Source organism: Streptomyces sp. CB02058 (assembly GCF_001905505.1).
In the GTDB taxonomy this organism is placed as follows: domain Bacteria; phylum Actinomycetota; class Actinomycetes; order Streptomycetales; family Streptomycetaceae; genus Streptomyces.
This window is the reverse complement of sequence record NZ_LIPG01000005.1, coordinates 708,199-731,529: the sequence shown is the minus strand read 5'-3', so window position 1 is coordinate 731,529 and position 23,331 is coordinate 708,199. Positions and strand designations below refer to the sequence as shown.

The 23,331-nt window shown below is 73.6% G+C and carries 14 protein-coding genes; 7 read left to right on the top strand and 7 right to left on the bottom strand.

Going from position 1 to position 23,331, the window contains the following annotated elements; translation table 11 throughout:
• Positions 1 to 334 precede the first annotated feature (334 nt).
• Positions 335 to 892 (bottom strand): MarR family winged helix-turn-helix transcriptional regulator, encoded by a 558-nt coding sequence (locus AMK10_RS28135; RefSeq protein WP_073751075.1) that lies wholly within the window; start codon positions 890 to 892, stop codon positions 335 to 337.
• A 142-nt stretch (positions 893 to 1,034) separates the two neighbouring features.
• On the opposite strand from AMK10_RS28135, the gene AMK10_RS28130 reads away from it, so the two are divergent.
• On the top strand, positions 1,035 to 2,330 hold the full coding sequence (locus tag AMK10_RS28130; protein ID WP_073751073.1) for an MFS transporter: 1,296 nt from the start codon (positions 1,035 to 1,037) through the stop codon (positions 2,328 to 2,330).
• 7 nt (positions 2,331 to 2,337) lie between these two features.
• On the opposite strand, the gene AMK10_RS28125 is transcribed toward AMK10_RS28130, so the two are convergent.
• Positions 2,338 to 3,984, bottom strand: a complete 1,647-nt coding sequence (locus AMK10_RS28125; RefSeq protein ID WP_073750975.1) for an ATP-binding SpoIIE family protein phosphatase — start codon at positions 3,982 to 3,984, stop codon at positions 2,338 to 2,340.
• 327 nt (positions 3,985 to 4,311) lie between these two features.
• The gene (locus AMK10_RS28120; protein WP_079180899.1) at positions 4,312 to 5,748 is read right to left on the bottom strand and encodes an NAD(P)/FAD-dependent oxidoreductase; all 1,437 of its coding nucleotides are present in this window, start codon (positions 5,746 to 5,748) and stop codon (positions 4,312 to 4,314) included.
• 338 nt (positions 5,749 to 6,086) lie between these two features.
• Here AMK10_RS28120 and AMK10_RS28115 point away from each other — a divergent pair, with 338 nt between their 5' ends.
• Together AMK10_RS28115 and AMK10_RS28110 are read left to right on the top strand one after the other, a co-directional pair.
• Entirely contained in the window at positions 6,087 to 6,896 is an 810-nt protein-coding gene (locus tag AMK10_RS28115; protein ID WP_073750971.1) for a TetR/AcrR family transcriptional regulator, read from the top strand.
• A 428-nt stretch (positions 6,897 to 7,324) separates the two neighbouring features.
• Complete coding sequence (locus AMK10_RS28110) at positions 7,325 to 9,388, top strand: sigma-70 family RNA polymerase sigma factor (protein WP_073750969.1); 2,064 nt, start codon at positions 7,325 to 7,327, stop codon at positions 9,386 to 9,388.
• A gap of 126 nt (positions 9,389 to 9,514) precedes the next feature.
• On the opposite strand, the gene AMK10_RS28105 is transcribed toward AMK10_RS28110, so the two are convergent.
• Complete coding sequence (locus tag AMK10_RS28105; protein ID WP_073750967.1) at positions 9,515 to 12,760, bottom strand: ATP-binding protein; 3,246 nt, start codon at positions 12,758 to 12,760, stop codon at positions 9,515 to 9,517.
• Between the two features lie 62 nt (positions 12,761 to 12,822).
• Complete coding sequence (locus AMK10_RS28100; RefSeq protein WP_107428513.1) at positions 12,823 to 14,934, bottom strand: asparagine synthase-related protein; 2,112 nt, start codon at positions 14,932 to 14,934, stop codon at positions 12,823 to 12,825.
• A gap of 941 nt (positions 14,935 to 15,875) precedes the next feature.
• Between AMK10_RS28100 and AMK10_RS28095 the strand changes: the two genes are divergently transcribed.
• The 4 genes from AMK10_RS28095 to AMK10_RS28080 all read left to right on the top strand — a co-directional run bounded on the left by AMK10_RS28095 (position 15,876) and on the right by AMK10_RS28080 (position 21,195).
• Positions 15,876 to 17,372 carry a sporulation protein gene (locus AMK10_RS28095; RefSeq protein WP_073750963.1) on the top strand — a complete coding sequence of 499 codons (1,497 nt, stop codon included), beginning with the start codon at positions 15,876 to 15,878 and terminating at the stop codon, positions 17,370 to 17,372.
• A gap of 134 nt (positions 17,373 to 17,506) precedes the next feature.
• Positions 17,507 to 18,763: an L-2-hydroxyglutarate oxidase gene (lhgO, locus tag AMK10_RS28090; protein ID WP_073750961.1), complete on the top strand. Its 1,257-nt coding sequence runs from the start codon at positions 17,507 to 17,509 to the stop codon at positions 18,761 to 18,763.
• Positions 18,756 to 19,655: a tRNA (guanosine(46)-N7)-methyltransferase TrmB gene (gene trmB, locus AMK10_RS28085; RefSeq protein WP_073750959.1), complete on the top strand. Its 900-nt coding sequence runs from the start codon at positions 18,756 to 18,758 to the stop codon at positions 19,653 to 19,655. Before lhgO ends, trmB begins: the two co-directional genes overlap by 8 nt.
• Positions 19,656 to 19,725: 70 nt before the next feature.
• Complete coding sequence (locus tag AMK10_RS28080) at positions 19,726 to 21,195, top strand: PrsW family intramembrane metalloprotease (protein ID WP_073750957.1); 1,470 nt, start codon at positions 19,726 to 19,728, stop codon at positions 21,193 to 21,195.
• 3 nt (positions 21,196 to 21,198) lie between these two features.
• Here the strand turns inward: AMK10_RS28080 and AMK10_RS28075 are convergent, their stop codons facing one another.
• Positions 21,199 to 22,143, bottom strand: coding sequence for an aldo/keto reductase (locus AMK10_RS28075; RefSeq protein ID WP_073750955.1), 945 nt, complete (start codon positions 22,141 to 22,143; stop codon positions 21,199 to 21,201).
• Between the two features lie 144 nt (positions 22,144 to 22,287).
• Positions 22,288 to 23,328, bottom strand: a complete 1,041-nt coding sequence (locus tag AMK10_RS28070) for a M23 family metallopeptidase (RefSeq protein ID WP_073750953.1) — start codon at positions 23,326 to 23,328, stop codon at positions 22,288 to 22,290.
• Positions 23,329 to 23,331: the final 3 nt, after the last annotated feature.

The window sequence follows — 23,331 nt, the reverse complement described above, 5'->3', positions numbered from 1 at the left end:
TTTCGCTTTCCAGTTCTTCGCTTTCGCGTTTCCCTTTCCGGCGAGTCCGACTCTATCAGATCCTTTCGGGCCTGATTCCCAGTCAGCGGGGTTTGTCTTCCCGGCCGTTGGGCCGTTCCGACGCTCAAACTCTAGCGGATTCTCCCGGCAGCTCATAATCGAGCCTTCGAATTGAATTCCGGGCATGCCGAAATTCTCCCCGCTGGGAGATCGTGCTGAGTTTGGTTGCCGCATTCGCGGCGGGATCGGCTGCCGCCGGACCGTACCGGCTCCGGGACAACTCGAAGAACCTTACGGACGCGAGAGGTGCGTGTCAACCCCTCCCCCGGCGCCCTCAGTCCAGGTCGGTGAGCCTGCCGCCGGCGTCCGGCTGCTCGTGCTCCACCCTGCGCAGGAGGCGGATCAGTATCTCGCCGAGCGCTCCGCGCTCGTCACCCGAGAGGTCCTGGAGGAGGTCCTCCTCGAAGGTGCTGGCCATGCGCATCGCCTCGAGCCATTTCGTACGCCCCTCGTCGGTCAGTTCGACGATGACGCGCACGCGGTTGTTCTCGTCCCGGTCCCGTGTGACCAGCCCTTCGCCCGCCATGCGGTCGATGCGGTGGGTCATCGCGGCCGGGGTGAGCCCGAGGCGCTTGGCGAGCTCGCCGGGACCCAGTCGGTAAGGAGTGCCGGCCAGGACCAGGGTCTTGAGGACTTCCCACTCGGCGTTGCTGATGCCGAGGGTCGCGACCTGTCTGCCGTACGCCACGTTCATCCGGCGGTTCAGACGGCCCAGCGCCGAGACGATCTGTTCGACCTGCGGGTCGAGGTCCTGGAACTCGCGCTGGTAGGCCGCGATCTGCTCGTCGAGGCTCGGCTCCTGGAGCTCGGGCTGCTCGGTGGTGTCAGACATGGCGGGCAGTATCGCACGCTCACCATCGCCTTCGAAGTCCTTCGAGCTCAAGACTTCAGCATCTAATTTTAGTGCTAAAGTCTACGGGTCTGTGTTCTTCAAAGTTCTTCATGTCTTGAGGTAGGTGAGTGTGACCAGGGAGATGGGTGCAGCGCTGCGGCGGATCCAGCTGGGCAGCGCGCTGAGCGCGTTCGGCCTCGGGTTCACCGTCCCGTATCTGTACGTCTACGTGGCGCAGGTACGGGATCTTGGTGCCGGTACGGCGGGTGTCGTGCTGGCTGTCTTCGCCATGGCCGCGCTGGCCGTGCTGCCGTTCACGGGCCGGGCCATCGACCGGCGCGGGCCCCTGCCCGTGCTGATCGTCGCCGCCGGTGCCGCCGCCGTGGGTGCCTGCGCCCTGGGGGTCTCGGAGAGTGTGACGACCGCGGTCCTCTCCGCCGCCGTCCTCGGTGCGGGCACCGCCGTCATGCAGCCCGCGCTCGCCACGATGCTGGTGTGGTGCTCGACCGCGGCGACACGTACCCGCGCCTTCGCCATGCAGTTCTTCCTGCAGAACCTCGGGCTCGGCATCGGTGGCCTGGTCGGCGGACAGCTGGTGGACGTCGACCGGCCGTCGAGCTTCACCATGCTGTTCCTGATCGAGGCGGCGATGTTCCTGGTGCTCGGCGTCGTCGCGGCCACGGTCCGCATGCCCCGTGCGCCGTCCCTCCCGGCCACCCCGTCCGTCGACGGTGCCGCGCCCAAGGGCGGACTGCGCGTCCTGCTCTCCCACAAGGCGATGGTGCAGCTGTGCGTGCTGGGCTTCGTCATCTTCTTCGCCTGCTACGGACAGTTCGAGTCCGGCCTCGCCGCCTACGGAACCGAGGCCGCGGGGATCGAACCCTCGACCCTGGGCATCGCACTGGCCGCCAACACCGCGGTCATCGTCATCGCGCAGTTCGTCGTGCTCCGTCTCGTGGAGCGTCGGCGGCGCAGCCGGGTCATCGCCTGGGTCGGTCTGATCTGGGCGTTCGCCTGGATCGTGGCCGGGTACGCGGGTCTCGGGCACGGCAGCCAGACCATGGCGACGGCCGCGATGATCTCGACGTACGCCCTCTTCGGTCTCGGTGAGTCGATGCTGTCGCCGACGGTCGCCCCGCTGGTCGCCGATCTGGCGCCCGAGTCGATGGTCGGTCAGTACAACTCGGCGTTCGCCCTGGTGAAGCAGCTGGCTCTGGCCGTCGGACCGGCGGTGGGCGGGCCCATGGGGGCCACCCTGCACGGGCCGTACATCGTGACCTTCGTGCTGTTCTCGCTGGGCATCACCGTGCTGGCCCTGAAACTGGGCCGGCAGCTCACCCCCGTACAGGACGCACCGCTCGCCGCGGCGCCGTCCCGGGTGGTCGCCGTGTCGCTGCCGGAGAGCGAGCCGGCCGCCGCTCCGGCAGCCGTCCGCTGAGGTCCGTTCAGCCGGGAAGGGCGAACTCGCACCAGACGGCCTTGCCGCCGCCCGGAGTGCGTCTGCTGCCCCAGGACGAGGCGATGCTCGCGATGATGGAGATGCCGCGTCCCGCCTCGTCCGCCGGTTCGGCGCGGCGTCTGCGCGGCAGGTGGTCGTCCCCGTCCGTCACCTCGATGATCAGCCGCCGGTCCGTCCGGCGCAGGCCGAGGCGCATGGGCGGGGTGCCGTGCTGGAGGGAGTTCGCCACGAGCTCGCTCGCGGCGAGGACGCCCAGGTCGCAGAGCTCCATGGGAAAGCGCCAGGACGCCAGGACGCCCGTGGCGAAGGCGCGGGCGCGGGGAGCCGCCTCGATTCCGCCGAGCAGTTCGAGGGAGGCGTTGTGGAAGAGCTCGGCGCTCGTGCCCGTACGCGCGGGATGCTGGACGACGAGCACGGCGACGTCGTCGTCGTGCTCCGCGGTCACTCCCAGGGAACGGATGAGCCGGTCGCAGACCACCTGCGGTGATCCCTTGGCGCCCGACAGGGCCCGCTCCAGGGAGGCGACGCCCTCGTCGATGTCCTCGCTGCGGCGCTCGACCAGGCCGTCCGTGTAGAGCACGGCCGTGGACCCGGGCGGCAGGTCGATCGTCCCCGAGGTGTGGACCCAGCCGCCGGTGCCGAGGGGCGGCCCGGTCGGGTCCTCGGCACGGTGGACCGTGCCGTCCTCGTCGCACACGAGGATCGGGAGGTGGCCCGCGGAGGCGTAGACGAGGTGGCCCTCGTTGGGGTCGTGGACGGCGTAGACGCAGGTGGCGATCTGGCTGGCGTCGATCTCGGCGGCGAGGACGTCGAGGAGCTGGAGCACCTCGTGGGGCGGCAGGTCGAGACGGGCGTAGGCGCGGACCGCGGTGCGCAGCTGGCCCATGACGGCGGCGGCGCGCACCCCGCGCCCCATCACATCGCCGATGACGAGCGCGGTGCGGCCGGCGCCCAGGGTGATGACGTCGTACCAGTCGCCGCCCACCGCCGCGTCCGTGCCGCCGGGCTGGTACGTCGCCGCGATGCGCAGGTCGTCCGGTTGTTCGAGGTCCTGTGGGAGCAGGGAGCGCTGGAGGGTCACGGCGGTTTCGCGGTGGCGGCGTTCGCTGGCGCGGAGCCGCTCCGCCGCCTCCGCGTGGTCGGTGACATCGGTGGCGTAGACGAGGACACCCGCCTCGCCTTCCGGGTCTCCGGTGGTCACGGGGGTGCAGGTCACGGTGTACGAGTTCCCCGCGCGGACCTTGCGGGACTTGACCGTGCGCGAGGTGCCGCTGCGCAGGACCTGGTCCATGAGGGGCAGCAGGCTGAGCTCGGCCAGCTCGGGCATCGCCTCGGCGGCGGGTGTGCCGCACGGGCGCGGTCCGAACGCCGATACGTACGCGGCGTTGACGTAGGTGATGCGGTGCTCGGGACCGTGCAGCAGGGCGACGGGGGCGGGGAGCCGGCCGAGGAGCTCACGGGCCGAGAGGCCTTCCAGGGAGGGGCCGGACACGGGCGCGGAGGGTTCCGAGGTGTCGCCCGGGGGCGTGGCTCCGGACTCGGCGCGGGCGGCGGGTACGGAACTGCGGTCGTCCCGTGCGGCGGCTCGACGCTGCGTTCCGGGAAGGCGGGCACTCCAGCGCGTGAAGTTCACGGAATTTCTGGCCTCGTGTGTCGGTCTGGTCCGCTCGGGCGAGCTGCTTCGTCTGCTGGTCCTCTGCCGGCCCCCGGGTGCTTCTCCCCCGGTCGGGGTGCCGGTGCCGGTCTCCCGACCGTGCGCAGCCGGGCCTCTTCGTGCGGTTGATCTCGCTGGCGGTCACTGTAGGTGACTACCGGCCGGGTCACTCTGCGCAGGTGTGGACCCACCTATGGTCACACGGCCAGTGTGACCGACCGTACTGACAGTTGCCGTACCGCCGCTGGTCCGACCGCTGAATTACGGCCGTTTTCCAGGGGAAGCCGCTGCGCCGAACGTGGCGGATCAGTCCGAGGCGTCCGGCGGGCCGTCCTCCTTCCGACGGGGGTCCCCCGGGGGCTGTTGCGGCTGTGCGTGTCCACCGGCGGCGAGGGCGAATTCGGCGCGCGGGTGTTCGAGCGAACCGAGGGAGACGATCTCGCGCTTGAAGAGGCCGGCCAGCGTCCACTCGGCGAGGACCCGCGCCTTCCTGTTGAAGGTGGGTACGCGGCTCAGGTGGTAGACGCGGTGCATGAGCCAGGCCGGGTACCCCTTGAGCTTGCGCCCGTAGACATGCGCGACCCCCTTGTGCAGACCGAGGGAGGCTACCGATCCGGCGTAGGAGTGCCGGTAGTCCTCGGTCGGCCGCCCGGCGAGGGCCGCGACGACGTTGTGGGCGAGCACCTTGGCCTGGCGCACCGCGTGCTGGGCGTTGGGCGCGGTCTCCGTACCCGGTTCGGACGAGGTGAGGTCGGGTACGGCCGCGGCGTCGCCCGCCGCCCAGGCGTGTTCGACGCCGTCGACACGGAGCGCGGCGGTGCAGCGGATCCTGCCGCGCCCGGTGAGGGGGAGATCGGTGGCGGCGAGGACCGGCGCGGGCTTCACGCCCGCCGTCCACACCAGGGTGCGGGTCGGGAAGCGCGACCCGTCGCTGAGCACCGCGACCCTGCCCTCGCAGCTGTCGAGCCGGGTGTCGAGCCGTACGTCGATGTTGCGGCCCCGCAGTTCCCTGACCGCGTACTTCCCCATCGTGTCGCCGACCTCCGGGAGGATGCGGCCGGTCGCCTCGACCAGGATCCATCTCAGGTCCGTGGGCTTGATGTTGTGGTAGTACCGCGAGGTGTAGCGGGCCATGTCCTCCAGCTCCGCGAGCGCCTCGACACCGGCGTATCCGCCGCCGACGAAGACGAAGGTGAGGGCCGCGTCGCGGATCGCCGGGTCGCGGGTCGCCGAGGCGATGTCCATCTGCTCGATGACGTGGTTGCGGAGACCGATGGCCTCCTCGACGGTCTTGAAGCCGATGCCGAAGTCGGCGAGGCCGGGGACCGGAAGGGTGCGCGAGACGGATCCGGGCGCGAGAACGAGCTCGTCGTACGGGATCTCCAGGGCGCCGGTGCCGTCCTCGCCGGTGGCCGGCGTGGTGACCGTCGCGGTGCGCTTGGCGTGGTCGATCCGCTCCGCCTCGCCGATCACGATCGTGCAGTTCTTGAGGACGCGGCGCAGAGGCACGACGACGTGACGCGGCGAGATCGAACCGGCGGCGGCCTCGGGCAGGAACGGCTGATACGTCATGTAGGGCTCGGGCGTGACCACCACGATCTCGGCCTCGCCGCTTTTCAGTCTCTCCCTCAGCTTCCGCTGGAGACGAAGCGCGGTGTACATCCCGACGTAGCCGCCGCCGACGACGAGAATGCGCACACTTGGCCGGGTGCCGGGGGACGTCCCCCGGGAATCTGGTGCCATCACCATCCCATGACGCAACGGAGTCCTGTGTTTGTCCACAGGCCCGGCAAATTGTGTGACCGGAGCACTTCGATCACCGGGCGGGGCACGGCCGGCGCCGGATTCCGGAGCTGCGCAGGTCAGGTACGCCGGGAGGGTGACCACGCGGGGGCCGAATCAGGGTCCAACCGGTCCTTGCTCCGATCGGGGGGCGCTCCGTGCGGAACTACCCCCTTCTGAATTGACCCGGGCTCAACTATGTTCGTATCCCGTCGGGGTGTCGGAATCGGACGAAGATCCGCACACCGGCGGACAGGTGGGGAAGTCTCCGGGGGGAGACGTCATAACCGGGGGAAGTTATGCACATTCAGGATTTGCATGGGCCGAGCGCTGTCGCCTCCGCCGAGGGCCACGGGCGTCTGACAGCCATGGGCACGGTCGGTACGGTCGCGACGGCGGGGGCCTCGGGGGACACGAGTCGCTCGGCCCCGCTCCGCGTGGACGCGCAGCGCAATCTCGAACACGTCCTGCGCGCCGCGCGTGAGGTGTTCGGCGAGCTGGGTTACGGGGCGCCGATGGAGGACGTGGCGCGCCGCGCACGCGTGGGCGTCGGCACGGTCTACCGGCGTTTCCCCAGCAAGGACGTGCTGGTGCGCCGGATAGCCGAGGAGGAGACGTCGCGCCTCACCGACCAGGCGCGTACGGCGCTCGGGCAGGAGGACGAGCCGTGGTCCGCGCTCTCCCGCTTCCTGCGGACCTCGGTGGCATCGGGCGCGGGACGACTGCTGCCGCCGCAGGTGCTGCGGGTCGGTGCGGGGCCTGACGAGCAGGCACCGGTACCGGGCGCCGTCGCGGCCGACGGTGATACCCGTGTCCCGCACCAGCGGCAGGGGGTGGCACAGCCCGGCCTCCGGGTCGCCGGACAGCGTTCCGACGCGGAGGAGGGCCTCCACGACGACCCCGGGGCCACCGAGCTGCTGGAGGTCGTGGGCCGGCTGGTCGACCGGGCCCGGGAGTCGGGTGAGCTGCGGGGCGATGTGACGGTGGGCGATGTGCTGCTGGTCATCGCCACGGCGGCACCCGCCCTGCCGGACCCGGCACACCAGGCTGCCGCCTCGTCACGGCTGCTGGACATCCTGCTGGAGGGCCTGCGGTCGCGGCCTGCGTAGGGCGCGGGTGCGGCGGTCGGCGTGCCTCCCGAGTCCCTCGGCCCCGCGTGGGCCCGGGTGTCCCCGGTTCGCACGGGGCAGAGGCCTCCTGGCCCTCCTGGGCCCGGCTCCGGGTGGGCGGGGCCGCATGTCCGACGCCGGGCCTGGCCCAGTCGGTCGTCATGAGCCGGGCGGCGCGGGAGCCTCGTACGGCCAGGGCGCGCGCCGTGTCCGGGCGTGCGGGGTGGCCGGAGGCGGGGTCCTCGGTCGGACGTGAGTGCGAGCGAGGGCTGTTGCTTCTTCCCCGTTGGAGTGATCTCGCACCCTCCGGCAGGGGAAGACACCCCGGATGAGTGGTTGCCTCCCCGCCCCGGGTTCGCCTCAATAGGCCGCTGTGGCACTCTGGCCCCGGTATTCAGGGTCCGAGGGTGCATACGGGGGCTTCCGCGATGAGCGGTGACGCGCAGCAGGAAGAGCCGGCCGACGGCATCACGGCCGCGGGAAAGGACGGCACGGGCAGCGAGCCCGACGGTCCGCCCGCTGCGCGGACGGCGAGCCTCGAGGCGGGACGGGTGCCGCAGCCCGGCCGTCCTGCGTCCGGACAGCCGGACGACGACGCCGAGGGTGGCACCGTGCTGCCCGGACCCTGGCCCGCTGCCGCCGGCGAAGCGGCACCGCCCGAGCCCGCCAGCGGGACCGGGACGGGGACGGGGGTCGACCCCGCGTACGCCGTCCCGCTCCAGCGTGAGGGGCGCTCCGGCTCCGCCGATCTCGGGCCGTCCGACGCCCAGTTGATCGAAGGCATGCGCGCGGGGGACGACCAGGCGTACGAGGTGCTGTTCCGGCGCCACAGCGGCGCCGTGCGCCGCTATGCCCGTACCTGCTGCCGGGACGCGGACACCGCCGACGACCTGACGGCCGAGGTGTTCGCGCGGACCTTGCAGGCGGTCCGGGGCGGGAAGGGGCCGCAGGAGGCCGTCCGGGCCTACCTCATGACCGCCGTCCGGCACGTCGCCGCCGCGTGGACGAAGAGCGCGAAGCGCGAGCATCTGGTCGACGACTTCGCGGTGTTCGCCGCCCAGGCGACCCGTTCCGCCGAGATGTCTGAGGCGGACACCCTCGATCTCGGCGCCGATGTCCTGGCCATGCACGAGGCGGACCGGTCGATGGCGATGCAGGCGTTCCGCAGCCTGCCGGAGCGCTGGCAGGCCGTGCTGTGGCACACCACCGTGGAGGAGGAGTCGCCGAGCGAGGTGGCCCCGCTCTTCGGCCTGACGGCCAATGCCACGGCGGTCCTTGCCGTCCGGGCCCGCGAAGGGCTCAAGCAGGCCTATCTGCAGGCGCATGTGAGCCAGTCGCTGACGGCGGGCGGCGACTGCGCGCAGTACGCCGACCGGCTCGGCGCCCACGCGCGCGGCGGCCTGCGAACCCGGGCCGAACGCGGGCTGCGCAAACATCTGGACGAGTGCGCGAAGTGCCGGATCGCCGCCGGTGAGCTCGAGCGGGTCAACGCCGGTATCCCGGCACTGCTGCCGATCGCCGTCATCGGCTGGTTCGCGGCCGGTTACACGGTCAAGGCGGCCGGTCTCGTCGCGGGCGGCGCCGCCGGTGCGGCAGGTGCGGCCGGCGCGGGAGCCGCCGCGGCGGCCACCGGAAGCGCGTCCTCGGGAAGCGGTACGGCGGCGGGGGGCGCTGCCGCCTCGGAAGGCCTCGGTGCCCCCGTGAAGGCCGGGATCGCCGCGACGCTGGCCGTGGCCGCCGCGGCCGGACTGGTGTGGGCCATGGCCGGTGACGACCGGCCCGCTCCGGAGACGCCTCCGGTGGCCAAGCCCCCGGCCGCGGCCCCGCTCACCCCCTCGCCCTCCGCCCCTCCGGAGCCGACACCGCCCCCACCCGCCTCGCCCGCACCGGCACCGCCGCCCGCCCCGGAGCCGACGCCGACTCCCACGCCCACCCCGACCCCGACGCCCGAGCCGCCCGCCCCCGAGCCCACGCCCGAGCCCAGCACCGCGGAGCCGGCACCGCCCGCGCCCACCCCCACACCGACGCCGACCCCACCGCCGCCGCCCGCGCCGGAGGTCTACCAGGTGAACGAACTGGCCTACTCCGTGGCAGGCGATCACACCGGGCCCGAGATCCTCCTCGGCCGGAGCAACGGTCTGTTCTGGCAGCGCGACGGGCTGTCGATCGGCTCCACGACGTACGCCCACGGTGTCACCGCGCATTCCCGCTCGTCCGTCACCGTCCAGCTGAACCGGCCGTGCACCCGCTACGAGGCAATGGTCGGCGTCGACGACATGACCATGGGACTCGGCGCCGTGCGCTTCTCGGTGTACGACGACGGCGGGGCCCGGCTGTGGCAGTCACCCGTGGTGCGGGGCGGCGAGCCTGCCGTGCCGCTGAGCGTCGGCATCGAGGGCCAGGAGACGATCCGGCTCGTCGTGGAACCCTCGGGGCAGCTCGGCGGGGTCGCCCTGGCCGACTGGGCGGAGTCACGGATCAGCTGCCGCTGAGGCCCTCTGCCCCGCACGGGCGGATCGGCTGCGGCCGAGGCGCCCGTCACGACCGGTGCCGGTCAGCCACCGCCGAGGCCCCCACGGTGCCGACCGGCCGCCACCGAGGCCCCCCGCCCGGGCCGATCAGCTGCCGGAGAGGTCCGCGTCACCGCCGGTCAGGAGGCCGATGACCGTCTTCGGGGTCAGGCCGCGCCCCCGGGCGCTCTCCTCCTCGTGACGCCGGGAGCCCAGTTCCTCGCGCAGCCGCTGCACGACCGGGGCCACCTCGGCCTCCTCCACCGCCGACCGTGGGCTGTGCTCCCGCCATTCTTCGGCCGCCGCGAGAATCCGCGCCGCCGTGGCGCACCGGCCCAGCTCCACCAGGATGGTCCCGGCCGCCTCCGCCAGATGCGCGGTGAAGGCCTCGGCGCAGCCCGCCTCCACGGCCAGCACCAGCGCATCGGTCACCCCGCGCAGCCCCTCGGCCGGTCCCCCGGAGGGTTCGAACACGCTGATGCGCGCCGAGAGACCGAGTACGGCCGCCTCGAACTGCGGTGGCCTGCCGCCGTAGGACTGCGCGCCCCGAGCCGAGTCGACGTACCGGCGCGCCTTCAGGATCTCCCCGGACGTGAGCGCGATCGAGGCCCGCAGGAAGTCCACGTAGGCGCGCGCGTCCAGCACATGCCTCCGCTCGGCCTCAGCCTCGGCCTGGGCCAGACCGCTCCAGGCGGCCTCCAGATCACCGGTCTGGTAGGCGAGTTCGGCGAGGCGGCCGATCAGGAACGGGGTCTCCGCGTGGGCGCCGACCTCCTGGGCGAGCTCCAGTGCCTCCTGATAGGCCGCCCGCGCCTCCTCGTACCTCCCGCGCTTCATCCCCGCCTCGGCGGCGGCGCTCGCCACCTGGCCGCGCAGATAGCGGTCGCCGACCCGGCGGCTCAGCGCGCGCAGTTCGGCGAGGTCCGCGTCGACGCCGTCCATGCCCTCCGGGCCGTGCGGGGTGTCCACCACCATCTGGGTGCGCGACATCAGGGTGAAGCCGTACTCCCAGTCGCCCCCGTACTCCCGGGTGTTGGCCACAGCGGCGTCGAAGTGCGCGTGCATGTCGCGGGTGAGATCACGGTGGACGTACGACGTCATCGGCCAGAGCAGCCCGGGGAAGCGGGCGGATTCGGGGCCGCCCGCGCCGAAGGCCCGTGCCACCCGCGTGATCATGGCCTGGAGCTCTTCGTCCTCGTAGATGTTCTCGGTCGGCCTGTTCTCCACGGCGAGGAAGAACCGCAGCATGTGCAGGTGCATGCGGGGCCAGTGACGGGGGTCGGCCGGGTCCGCGGGGTCCTCGCCCAGTGCTGCCGTGCGGTCGGCCCAGGAGAGGCCCTCGATACGGAAGTTGCGCAGCCACCAGAACCACCCCATGGCGAGCACCAGGCGCAGCGCGTCCCGTTCGCAGGGGCTGCCGTGGACCGTGCGGTGCAGGGCGGCACGGATGTTGTCGAGGTCGGCCTCCACCCGTCCGATCCAGGGCATCTGCCCGCCGGAGCGCAGCCGCGGGTCGGCCTCCTCGGCCAGCGCGGTGAAGTGGGCGAGGTGGGCCGTGCGCGCGGCCGTCCGGAGGCCCGGTGTCTCGGCGGCGCGCTCGGAGGCGTACTCGTGGATGGTCTCCAGGAAGCGGTAGCGCATCTCGCCGCCGTCCGCGGGTGTCGCGACCACGAGCGACTTGTCCACGAGTGCGCCGAGCAGGTCGGCGGCGTCGGGTCCGGCCACGGCCTCGGCGGCGGCAAGGTCCCACCCTCCCGCGAAGACGGACGCCTGCCGCAGCAGGGTCCGCTCGCCCGGTGACAGGAGGTCCCAGGACCAGTCCACGACCGCCCGCAGTGTCTGCTGACGGGGCAGCACGGTGCGGCTGCCGCTGGTGAGCAGGCGGAAGCGGTCGTCGAGGCGGTCGGCGATCTGGCGAGGGGTGAGCAGCCGGAGCCGGGCCGCGGCCAGTTCGATGGCGAGCGGAAGGCCGTCCAGCCTGCGGCAGATCTCGGCGACGGCGTCCGGGGTCCCGGCGACGGCCGGCCCGGCTCCCGCTCCCGCCTCGAAGTCCGGCCGCACCGCCCGCGCGCGTTCGGCGAAGAGACGGTGCGCCGGGTCGGGCGGCAGCGGGCCCAGCGGGCGCACGGCCTCGCCCGGTACCCCGAGGGGCTCGCGGCTGGTGGCGAGGATGCGCAGTCCCGGGCAGTGCGTGAGGAGGGTCTCCGCGAGGGCCGCTGCCGCGTCGACGACGTGTTCGCAGTTGTCGAGCACGAGGAGGAAGGGGCGGTCGCGCGACCGGAGGGAGAGGTGTTCGACCAGCCGCTCGGTGGGGTCGGCGCGCGGGACGTGCCCGGTGCCGCCCTGCAGCAGAGTCGTCTCGCGCAGGCCGAGCGCGGAGAGCACGGCACCCGGTACGGCCGAGGGGTCGTCGACCGGGGCGAGTTCCGCGAGCCAGGCGCCCTGCCCGGCGGCGGCTTGCTCGGCCAGCCGGGTCTTCCCCGAGCCGCCGGGGCCGGTGAGGGTGACGAGGCGGGCGTTCGACAGATCGGAGCGGATGAGGCGGAGCTCGGCTTCACGGCCGACGAAGGAGGTGAGCCGGGGGCGGATGTTGCCCTCGGCCGGGTACGTCCCGCCCGGCGGCGGTGTGGAGGGCTCCCCCGCGTCGAGGAGCTCCCGGTGGAGTGCCGTGAGCTCCGGTCCGGGGTCGGTGCCCAGGCCGTCGGCGAGGGCCCGGCGGATCTCCTCGTACGCGACGAGTGCGTCGGCCGGCCGGCCCTCGGCCCGCAGGCCGCGCAGCAGTTGGGCGTGGAGCGGCTCGTTGTACGGGTGGGCCGCCGTCAGTTCCCTGAGCTCGGGTACGAGTCCCGTCGTGGCCCCGCGCCGCAGATCGGCCTCGACGCGCTGCTGGAGCGCGGTGAGCCTGCGTGCCTCGGCGCGGAGCCCCTGCTCGTGGCCCGGGAGGTCGGCGAGTGCGGGACCTCGCCAGAGGGCCAGCGCGTCACGCAGGGTGCGCGCGGCGGCCTGGGGGTGGCCCGCGTCGAGCTCGGAGGCGCCCCGGCGGGCGAGGCGTTCGAAGACGTACAGGTCGACGGCGTCGGAGTCCGAGGCGAGCGCGTAACCACCGGGGGTGGCGGTGACCGCCTCCCGGCCGAGGGCACGGCGCAGCCGGCCGACGAGTGCCTGGAGTGCGGCGGGGGCGTCCTGCGGCGGTTCGTCCGCCCACACGTCGTCGATGAGCGCGGCGACGGGTGCGGGGCGGCCCGCGCGCAGGGCGAGTGCCGCGAGCAGGGTGCGCAGCCGGGTACCGCCGACGGGCAGCACACCGCCGTGCTCGTCTCGCGCCTCGGTGACGCCCAGGATCAGGTACCGCACCGCGCCATTGTGTCCCGGCGGGAGCCCGCCCATCGCACGCCCGTCGGGAGTGCGGTGGGCGCTCAGGCCTGGAGCGTCCGGCGGGCCGGGACCACTCCGCCCGCCACCGCGCGCTGGCGCGGGGCAGCCGTACCCGTCCAGCAGGTGCCCCGGCGGGTGACCAGGCGGCGGAGCCAGAGCTCCGTGGACGCCAGTTCGGCCAGACCGTCCAGGGGCAGGGGCTCGCCCTCGCACGCCGCGCGCAGAGCCTTGCGGACGACGCGGGCCTCGATCAGGCCGGCGTCGGCGAGCAGCGGGGCGTCGAAGAGGGAGATCAGCTCCGGGAGCGCGGTCCGCAGACCGATCCGGCCCGCCGCGTTCGCGGTGGCCTGCGACGGCGTGCCCCAGCCGGGCGGGAGGTCGTGGATGCCCGCGCCCGCGAGCACCCTGCGCAGGATGGCGGCCCGGGCTCCGGGCTGGACCCGCAGCGATTCGGGGAGGGCGCGGGCGGCGCGCACGACCTGGTTGTCCAGGAAGGGGGCGTGCAGCCGCTGGCTGCGGATCTCGGCCGCCTGCTCCAGGATCCGCTGGTCCGCGGCGTGCCGGGCCAGCGCCGCGCGGGCGCGGGCCTCTCCGGGCCGCTGGACCGACGCCGGGCGGATCGCCGCCTCCTGGAGACGAACCGATACTTCCGCGAGGGCCTCCCCGGTGAGCCAGCGCGCCGCCGGACCCGGCCGGGACCAGGCCAGGGAGGCGAGCGAGGCGTCGGCGGGGGTGTCGAGGTCGGGGGCGTCGCGGTTGGCCTCGGGCAGCAGGGACGCCGCCGTCTCGAGCCCGGTGCGGTACGACGTACGGGCCAGCCTGCGGGCGGCGCGGTAGACGGCCAGCGGGACGAACAGGGAGTGCGTGGAGGGCCCTTCGGCCCTGGCGAGCGCGGCGACGGGACGCAGCAGGTGGCGTCTGCGCCGGTCCATGAGGAGGTCGGCCAGCCGTGCGGGGTGCGCGTCCAGGACCTGCCGGGCGCCGTGGCCGACGAAGTGGTCGGCGCTGCCCGCCGCCAGTCTGCGGCGGTGGCGTTCGGCGACGACCAGGGAGGGGGCCGGCTCGTCGGTGAGCGGACCGTTCTCCAACGACGCGTAGGGCAGGGCCTCCTCGCCGGCGGCGACGACCACGTGGTGCAGCCGCGGGTTGGCCGCGATGACCCGGGCGCGCTCCAGCTCGTCCTCGCGCCCCTGGGTGGAGAGGTCGTTGAAGGTGACGGCGAGCAGCCGCTCCCCCGCGCCCGTGCCGTGGCCCAGCACGGTGCCCGGCAGCCCGGGGAGTCCCGCCGCCAGCAGGGCGAGGGTGGCGGACGCGCTCCCGCCGGAGAGGTCCGCGCCGATACCGGGCACGGGCGCCCCCCGGGCCGCCCGGCGTTCCGCCGGCCCCATGCCGGGGACCGGACCCGGGTCGGGCGGCAGGGTCTCCGGGGCGTGCCGCGGGGCGGTGAGCCGTGTGCGTACGGCCTCGACCAGCGCGTCCCGTACGCCCTCGACGGCGCTCACCGGGTCGGCCTGGGGCGCGGCCACGGCCAGCGAGGCCACCGCCTCGTAGCCGGTGATCTCGCGCGAGCCCTCCCGCAGGATCAGCGCGTGGCCCGGCGGGATCCGCTTCACGCCCGCGTACGGAGTGCCGTCGCCCAGTGCCTCCGGGGTCTCCGGGCAGGCCAGCAGCGCGGCCAGGTGGCCGATGTCCAGCTGGGCCTCGATGAGGTCGGCGAGCGGCAGGGCGGCGGTGGCGTAGGCCGTGCCGTTGGCCCAGGGCGTGTGGAAGACGGGGCGTGCTCCGGCGAGGTCCCCGGCGACGGTGATGCGGCGGCCGATCTGCACCACGGCGGTGTAACTGCCCGACCAGGCCGTCAGATGGCGCAGCGCCCCGCCGCGGGCGGCGAGCAGCCCGACCCGCAGCTGCTCGTCGGTGGCCCCGCAGCAGCCGAGGACGGCGAGACGGGTCGTGGGCGCGCCCTCGGGGGTCGCGACCGTGATCACCCGGATCTCGTCGGGGCGCCAGTCACCGACCGCCCAGAGCGGATCGGGGTCGCCCCACAGGAGCTGGGATCCCACGGGATGGACGGTGCGCCCGTCCCCGTGGTGGCCGACCGCGCCCACGGTGCCGAAGCTCGCGGCGATACTGCTCCACCCCACCAACCAACGCACCGCCGCCTCCACAGGCTGTGGACGAACCGGCGTACCAGGACACGGGAACGCCGTTGCGGGACATGCTGCCACGACAACGGCGCCCCGGAGGGGGTACGGGCGGCGCACACCGGATGTGCATGCGCCCCTGGCAAAAGCCTGGCCGCGGCGGCCCGGTCCCCCGGCAACGAAGGTGGGGCCCGCGGAGGTTGGGGTGGCCGGCCCCCAAGAAGGGCCCCGCCTCGGCCGGTTCCCGCAACAGACACAATCCGGCCATAGTCGGACCACTTCCCGGCGCCCCGTCCGACCGGCGCTATTCGGCCATTCTCCGATCGCCGAGATACCGCGCGTTTCGCCGCCCGGGGCACTCCGCGGGGCCCTCGCACGGCTCCTGGCGGCCCCCGGGATCCACCTCCGGGGACACCGGCGGAGCTCCCGCGCACCGGCCGCGGCGGGGCGGTGGCGTGCGGTCCGGCGCATCCCCCCGGTGCGCCGGCCCGCACGTCCACTCCCCGCGCCACATCCCGTACGGCGCACAGTCCGGGAGGTGTTCGTCACCTCCCGGACCGGTTCGCCGCCCGCGGGGATTGGGGCGGCGGTCTCCCCCAGCCCGCAGAGTCCAGTTCGGCGGGCCGACCCACGCAGGACCCATCGAAGCGCTTGCGTACCGGCCGGACCAGAGCGCACGGCCGGGCGCACGGCCACACACCAGGAGCACGGCGCCCGTGCCCCCGGACCGCACGGACAACATTCCCGCCATACGGAGGTCTGCCCCTTAACGGTGGGGATGCGGCGAACTACGCTGGGTTTACCGATGTTCTCGGCAGAGCGGCATATTCCACGGGGCTCGGCCAAATGCGTGTGCGGCCGGAGTGCCCGGGACCGTAGCTGGGGAGGACACGGTACGAATGCCGCGCGCCCGACGGTGACGCGGCGGCCGTCTGTGTGTCGAGGGGTGGCGCATGTCCAGGGAGCAACGCGGGCCGAACGAGAAGCTCGGCACGGTTCTCGCCCTCGCGGGAATCAGCAACGCCGGCCTCGCCCGGCGGGTCAACGACCTCGGAGCGCAGCGCGGTCTGACACTTCGCTACGACAAGACCTCGGTGGCCCGCTGGGTCGCCAAGGGCATGGTGCCGCAGGGTGCTGCGCCCCATCTCATCGCGGCGGCGATAGGGGCCAAACTCGGCCGTCCCGTCCCGCTGCACGAGATCGGTCTCGCCGACGCCGATCCGGCCCCCGAGGTCGGTCTCGCCTTCCCGCGTGACGTGGGCGAGGCGGTGCGCTCCGCGACCGATCTCTACCGGCTGGATCTGGCGGGCCGCAGGGGCGGCGGCGGTATCTGGCAGTCGCTGGCGGGCTCCTTCGCGGTGAGCGCCTACGCGACCCCCGCCTCCCGCTGGCTCATAACCCCGGCCGACCCGTCGGTCGCCCGGGGCCCGTCCGCCGTCCGGGACCCGGCCCCCGGCCCGGAGGGCGCACACGGGGCGCCCGGCGGCATCCCCGTCCAGCCCGGCCCCGACACCGCGTCCGACGTGTCGCTCCTGCGCGTCGGCCACAGCGATGTGACCAAACTGCGCGAGGCCGCCCAGGACGCGCGCCGCTGGGACTCCAAGTACGGCGGTGGCGACTGGCGTTCCTCCATGGTCCCGGAGTGCTTACGGGTCGACGCCGCGCCTCTCCTCCTGGGTTCGTACAGCGACGAGGTGGGCCGGGCGCTCTTCGGCGCCTCCGCCGAGCTGACCAGGCTCGCCGGGTGGATGGCCTTCGACACCGGCCAGCAGGAGGCCGCCCAGCGCTACTACATCCAGGCGCTGCGCCTGGCCCGTGCCGCCGCTGACGTCCCCCTCGGCGGCTACGTCCTGGCATCGATGTCGCTCCAGGCGACCTACCGGGGCTTCGCCGACGAGGGTGTGGACCTCGCGCAGGCCGCGGTCGAGCGCAACCGGGGGCTCGCCACCGCACGGACCATGAGCTTCTTCCGGCTGGTGGAGGCGCGCGCCCATGCCAAGGCCGGCGACGCACCGGCCGCGGGGGCCGCGCTCAGGGCAGCCGAGAGCTGGCTGGAGCGGTCCCGGACCGGCGACTCGGACCCGGCCTGGCTCGGCTTCTACTCGTACGACAGATTCGCCGCCGACGCGGCCGAGTGCTATCGCGACCTCAAGGCGCCCCGCCAGGTGCGCCGCTTCACCGAGCAGGCCCTGTCGAAACCCACCGATGAGTTCGTCCGCTCGCACGGGCTGCGGCTCGTCGTGTCCGCGGTCGCCGAGCTGGAGTCGGGCAACCTCGACGCGGCCTGCGCGGCGGGCACCCGGGCGGTGGAGGTGGCGGGCCGCATCTCGTCGGCCCGCACCACCGAGTACGTGCGCGACCTCCTGCACCGCCTGGAGCCGTACGGCGACGAGCCGCGCGTCGCCGAGCTCCGCGAGCGGGCGAGACCGCTCCTGGTCGCCCCGGCGTAGGACTGTCCCGTGGGCACCGCCGGAACGCCCCGGTATGCCCGGCCCTGTGACGGCCGCGCGCCACGCCCGTCGCCACCCGTGGTTTGAGCCGGTTGTCAGTGGGTCAGTGCACTATCGGGGTGGGAGGTGGCGTGATGATGACGCACGCGGCGTACGACTGCGATGTGCTGGTGATCGGCGGCGGGATCGTCGGTCTGTCGACGGCGTACGCGCTCACGCGCACCGCGCCCGGCACCAGGGTCACGGTGCTGGAGAAGGAGTGGGGCCCCGCCCGGCACCAGACCGGGCGCAACAGCGGGGTGATCCACAGCGGCATCTACTACCCGCCGGGCTCGCTCAAGGCGCGCTACGCGGTGCGGGGCGCCGCCGAGCTCGTCGAGTTCTGCCGGGAGCACGGCATCGCCCACGCGGTGACGGGCAAGCTGATCGTGGCCACGGACAGCGGCGAGCTGCCGCGGCTGCACGCCCTGGTGCAGCGCGGCCGGAAGCACGGCCTGCCGGTCCGGGAGCTCGGCCCCGCCCAGATCGCCGAGCACGAGCCCCGGGTGCGCGGCCTCGCCGCGATCCGGGTCGGCACGACGGGGGTCTGCGACTTCACCGCGGTGGCCGCCCGGTTCGCCGCCGAGGTGACCGCCTCGGGCGGCCAGGTGCGTTACGGCGCGGAGGTCGTCGCCGTCGACCGGCGCCCCTGGGGCGTCGCGGTGCGCACGGCCGACGGCCAGGTGGTCAGGGCCAGGGTGCTGGTCAACTGCGCGGGGCTGTACAGCGACCGGGTGGCCCGGCTCGCCGGCGACGACCCGGGAGCCAGGATCGTGCCGTTCCGCGGGGAGTACTACGAGCTGGCCAGGCCCGAGCTGGTGCGCGGGCTGGTCTATCCGGTGCCGGACCCGGCGTTCCCCTTCCTCGGGGTGCATCTGACCAGGGGCGTCGACGGCACGGTCCACATCGGGCCGAACGCGGTCCCGGCGCTGGCCCGCGAGGGGTACGGCCGGACGGCCGTGCGCCCGGGCGAGCTCGCCGGCACCCTGGCCTGGCCGGGCTCCTGGCACCTCGCCCGGAGGCACTGGAGATACGGGGCGGGCGAGCTGCACCGGTCCCTGTCGAAGAGCGCCTTCACCCGGGCCGTCCAGCGGCTCCTGCCCGAGGTCACCGAGGCCGACCTGCGGCCGTCCCCGGCCGGCGTCAGGGCCCAGGCGGTGCTGCGGGACGGCACGCTGGTGGACGACTTCCTGATCAGGGACGCCCCGCACACCGTCCATGTGCTCAACGCCCCCTCTCCCGCGGCCACCGCTTCCCTGCCCATCGGGAGGGAGGTGGCGCGACGGGCCCTGCTGCGGGCACGCGCGACGGGATGGACGCCTCCCGCCGTAGAATCGGGTCATTGTGTCTGAGCCTGTGAACCCCACCCCCAAGACGCCCGGCCCCAGCCCGGAGACGCCCGGTTCCGCCCCGGAGACTCCCCGTGCCACGCCGGAGACCGCACCCGGCCACGCCACGGAAGCGGAAGCCGACGCCGCCGCGCGCCGGGCCGCCTCCTTCGAGCGCCAGCGCAGGCTGCGCCAGGAGCCCCGCTTCCCCGGCGGTCCCGCCGCCGACCCGGCGGGCTCGCACCACGAGCGCCGCATCCGCAGCTTCCAGCCGCGCCGCAGCCGGGTCACCACCGGCCAGGAGGACGCCCTGCAGCGTCTGTGGCCCTCGTGGGGCCTGGACATCGACGGCCGCAGCGTCCTCGATCTCCCGGAGCTCTTCGACGGCCTGCCCGTGGTCCTGGAGATCGGCTTCGGCATGGGCGAGGCCACGGCGCAGATGGCGGCGGACGACCCGGGCACCGGAATCCTGGCCGTCGACGTGCACACCCCCGGCCAGGGCAATCTGCTGGGACTCGCCGAGCGGGCGGGGCTGACCAACGTCCGGGTCGCCAACGGCGACGCGATCATCCTGCTCCGCGAGATGCTGGAGCCCGAGGCGCTGGACGGACTCAGGGTGTTCTTCCCCGACCCGTGGCCCAAGAAGCGGCACCACAAGCGGCGGCTGATCCAGCCGGAGTTCCTCGACCTCGTGGCCGGGCGGCTGAAGCCGGGCGCGGTCGTCCACTGCGCGACGGACTGGGAGCCGTACGCCGAGCAGATGCTCGAGGTGCTGACGGCGCATCCCCTGTTCGAGAACACCCGGGCGGACGGCGGCTATGCGCCGCGGCCCGCGTTCCGGCCGCTGACCCGCTTCGAGGGCCAGGGTCTGGACAAGGGCCACGTCGTGCACGACGTGCTGTTCACCCGTCGCTGATCAGCCACGGCCGGGCGCCGGGGCACAGGCGCCGTGGCCAGGTGTCAGTCCCGCTCGTTAGGGTCGACAGGTGTCCGAGGGGTCCGTGCAGCACCAGCAGCCGGCCGTCCCGGTTCTCGAGGAGCAGCGGCTCGACGAGTTCCTGGGCGCCGTCCCGGAGCGTGGCCAGTGGCGTTACCGGCCGCGCCGCGTCGGCATGGTCTGGCGCAGCAAGGCGTTCCGCGCCGGGGCGGTGATCACGGTGCTCGCGCTCTGCGGTCTGGTCATCCTGGCCCTGGTGCGCGAACAGACCGGCACCGAGGGCTTCCTGGTGGGGCTGGGCCTGGCCGTGCTGCCCGTGCCGCTGCTGATGTCGGCGTTCCGCTGGCTCGACCGGGTGGAGCCCGGCCCCTGGCGGAATCTGCTGTTCGCGTTCTTCTGGGGCGCGTGCGCCGCCGCGCTGGTGGCGATCCTGGCCAACTCCTTCGCGACCCGCTGGATAGCGACGGCCACCGCCGACCCGGGAAGCGCCGACACCCTCGGCGCCACGGTCATCGCGCCGGTCGTCGAGGAGAGCGCCAAGGCCGCGGCGGTCCTGCTGATCTTCCTGTTCCGCAGAAGGGAGTTCGGCGGAATCGTCGACGGCATCGTGGTCGCCGGATTCACCGCGACCGGCTTCGCCTTCACGGAGAACATCCTCTATCTGGGCAACGCCTTCGGTGAGGACCAGGAGCTGGGGACCACGGGGCTCGCCTCGGTGACGGCCGGCACCTTCTTCGTGCGTGTGGTGATGTCCCCGTTCGCGCACCCGCTGTTCACGGTGCTCTCCGGCATCGGCCTCGGCCTCGCGGCGCTCGGAGGACGGCGCCACCGGATACGCCGGATCACGCTGCCGCTGCTCGGGCTCGTACTCGCGATGGGCCTGCACGCCCTGTGGAACGGCTCGTCGGCCCTCGGCCCGTACGGCTTCTACGTGGTGTACGGCGCGTTCATGGTGCCGTGCTTCGCCCTGGTGACCTGGCTGGCGATCTGGTCACGCCAGCGGGAGCTGCGCACGCTCTCCACCGAGCTCCCGGTGTACGCGGCGGCCGGCTGGCTCGCCCCCGCCGAGCCGCTCGCCCTGGCCTCGATGCGGGCGCGGGGCATGGCCCGCGACCTGGCCAGGCACTGGAACGGCCACCCGGACCGCGGCCGGGGCAAAGCCGCCGCCCGGGCGGTCGCGGAGTACGAGTCGTTCGCGACGTCCCTGGCGATGCTGCGCCGCAGGGCCCGGCACGACGGCGCGGGCCCCGACTTCGCGCTTCGCGAGCAGGAGTTGCTGCACCATCTGTGGCACCGCAGGCTCGTCGCGTCCCCCGCCCTGACGCACGCCGCCCACGCGACGGGCCGGGTGCGCGCGCCCCGGCCGCCCGCGCCCCTCCCGTTCCCCCGTCAGATGCCCTACGGGGGCGCGGCGGTGCGGCAGCCGCCCGCACCGCACCGCCACTACGGCGGCTACAACCCCTATCTGGAGGAGGGCGGCGGCGCCCACCGGGCGCCGCCGCCCTCCCGGGGCCACTGAGGGTCAGGCGGAGGCTTCGGTGAGCTCCGCGAGGTCCTGCTCGGTCAGCCGCAGATCGGCCACCGCCACCAGCGCGGGCAGCTGTTCGACCGTACGGGCGGAGGCGATCGGCGCGGCCACGGTCGGCCGGGCGGCGAGCCAGGCGAGGGCGACCGTCGCGATCTCCGCGTCGTGCTCCTGGGCGACCTTGTCGAGCGCGGCGAGGACCTTGCGACCGCGCTCGGTCTCCAGGTGCTTGCCCGCGCCCTCGGCACGGGCGCTCTCCACGGAGGCCCCCGGCCGGTACTTGCCGGTGAGGAAGCCCGAGGCCAGCGCGAAGTACGGGACGGCCGCGAGCCCGGCACCGGCCGCCGTCTCCTGGAGCGCGCCCTCGTAGGTGTCGCGCGAGACGAGGTTGTAGTGCGGCTGCAGCGCCACGTAACGGGCCAGGCCCTCGCGCTCGGAGAACTCCAGGGAGGCCTTGAGCCGCTCGGGGCTGATGTTGGACGCGGCGATCTCCCGCACCGAACCGGCCTTCACCAGCTGGTCGAGCGCGGTGATGATCTCCTCGACGGGGACGGTCTCGTCGTCGAAGTGCGTGTAGTAGAGGTCGATGTGGTCGGTGCCGAGCCTGCGCAGCGAGGCCTCGGCAGCCGCCTTGATGGTGGTCGGCGAGAGCCCCTTGTACTCGGGGTGGGCGCCGACCTTCGTGGCGACGACGACGTCGTCGCGGCGGGAGCGGGCAGCCAGCCACTTGCCGATGAGCGTCTCCGACTCACCGCCCTCGTTGCCCGGGATCCAGGCGGAGTAGGAGTCGGCGGTGTCGATGAAGTTGCCCCCGGCCGCCGTGTACGCGTCGAGGACCGCGAAGGTCCGTTCCTCGTCGGCCGTCCAGCCGAAGACGTTGCCGCCGAGTGCGAGGGGGAAGACCTGGAGGCTCGAAGAACCGAGCGGGCGCAGAGATGTCATACCCAGGGTCAACCGATCACCCGAAGGAGCTATTCCGCTTCTGTGGGCGCACCGGCCCCCCACACGGGACCGGCGGCCCTGACGTCGGGGGGTCGTGCGTCAGGGCCGCCGGGGTACCGGTGCGCCGGGTGCCGGCGCGCGGGCTCAGATGGTGAGGCCCTTGCCGCGCAGCCAGCTCATGGGGTCGACGCCCGAGCCGTCGGCGGTGTGGATCTCCAGGTGGAGATGCGGGCCGGTCACGTTGCCCGTGGCGCCGACGCGGCCGATGGTGTCGCCGGTGGTGACCTTCTGACCGGCGGTGACGTCCATCGAGGACTGGTGGCAGTACCAGATCTCGGTGCCGTCGTCGAGCTCCAGGACCGTGCGGTAGCCGTACGAACCGGACCAGCCGGCCGACTTCACCGTGCCGCTGTGCACGGCCTTGACCGGGGTACCGGTCGGCGCCGCGAAGTCCAGCCCGGTGTGATAGCCGGAGGACCACATCGAACCGGCCTGGCCGAAGGTCGAGGTGATGGTGTACGAGGAGGTCGGGACGGCGTAGCTGGCGGCGAGCTTGGCGAGGCGCTCGGCCTCGGCCTTCTTCTTCGCCGCCTCTTCGGCCGCCTTCTTCTTGGCGGCGGCCTTCGCCTCGGCGTCGCTCTGCTGCTTCGCGGCCTGGGCCGCGGCGGCCTCGGCAGCCGCCTGCTCCTGAGCCGCCTTGGCCTCGGCGTCGGCGCCGGCCTGCTGCTGCTCGGCCTGCTGGAGGATGCGTGCGCGCAGCGCCTCGCCCGCGTCGGTGGCGCCCTGCTCGGCCTCGGCGGCGGTGATGCCCGCGGTGGTGAGAGGGGAGGACGCGGCGACCGTCTCGTGGTCCGCGTCGGAGTCGCCGGACATGAACGCGCCCACGCCGGGAAGGGACTTGGCGTCGGGGAGGTTGTCCGCGATGGAATCGGGAAGGGAGATGGAGACCGGCGGCTTGCTCTGCGCGGTGGCCATGCCGCCCGCACCGACGGCCGCGATGACACCGACACCGAGGACGGTGGAGCTACGGGCGAGGCCGCGCTGCTTGGCTACGCGGTGCCTGCCGCGTACGGGACGGATGGACTCCTCGGTGGGGTTCCATTCCTCCCAAGTCCTGTCCTCATCACCGAGGCTTCCGGGCCTGAAGGACGACGGGGCCTCGGGGGCAGGCTGGTTGGACGCCACGTG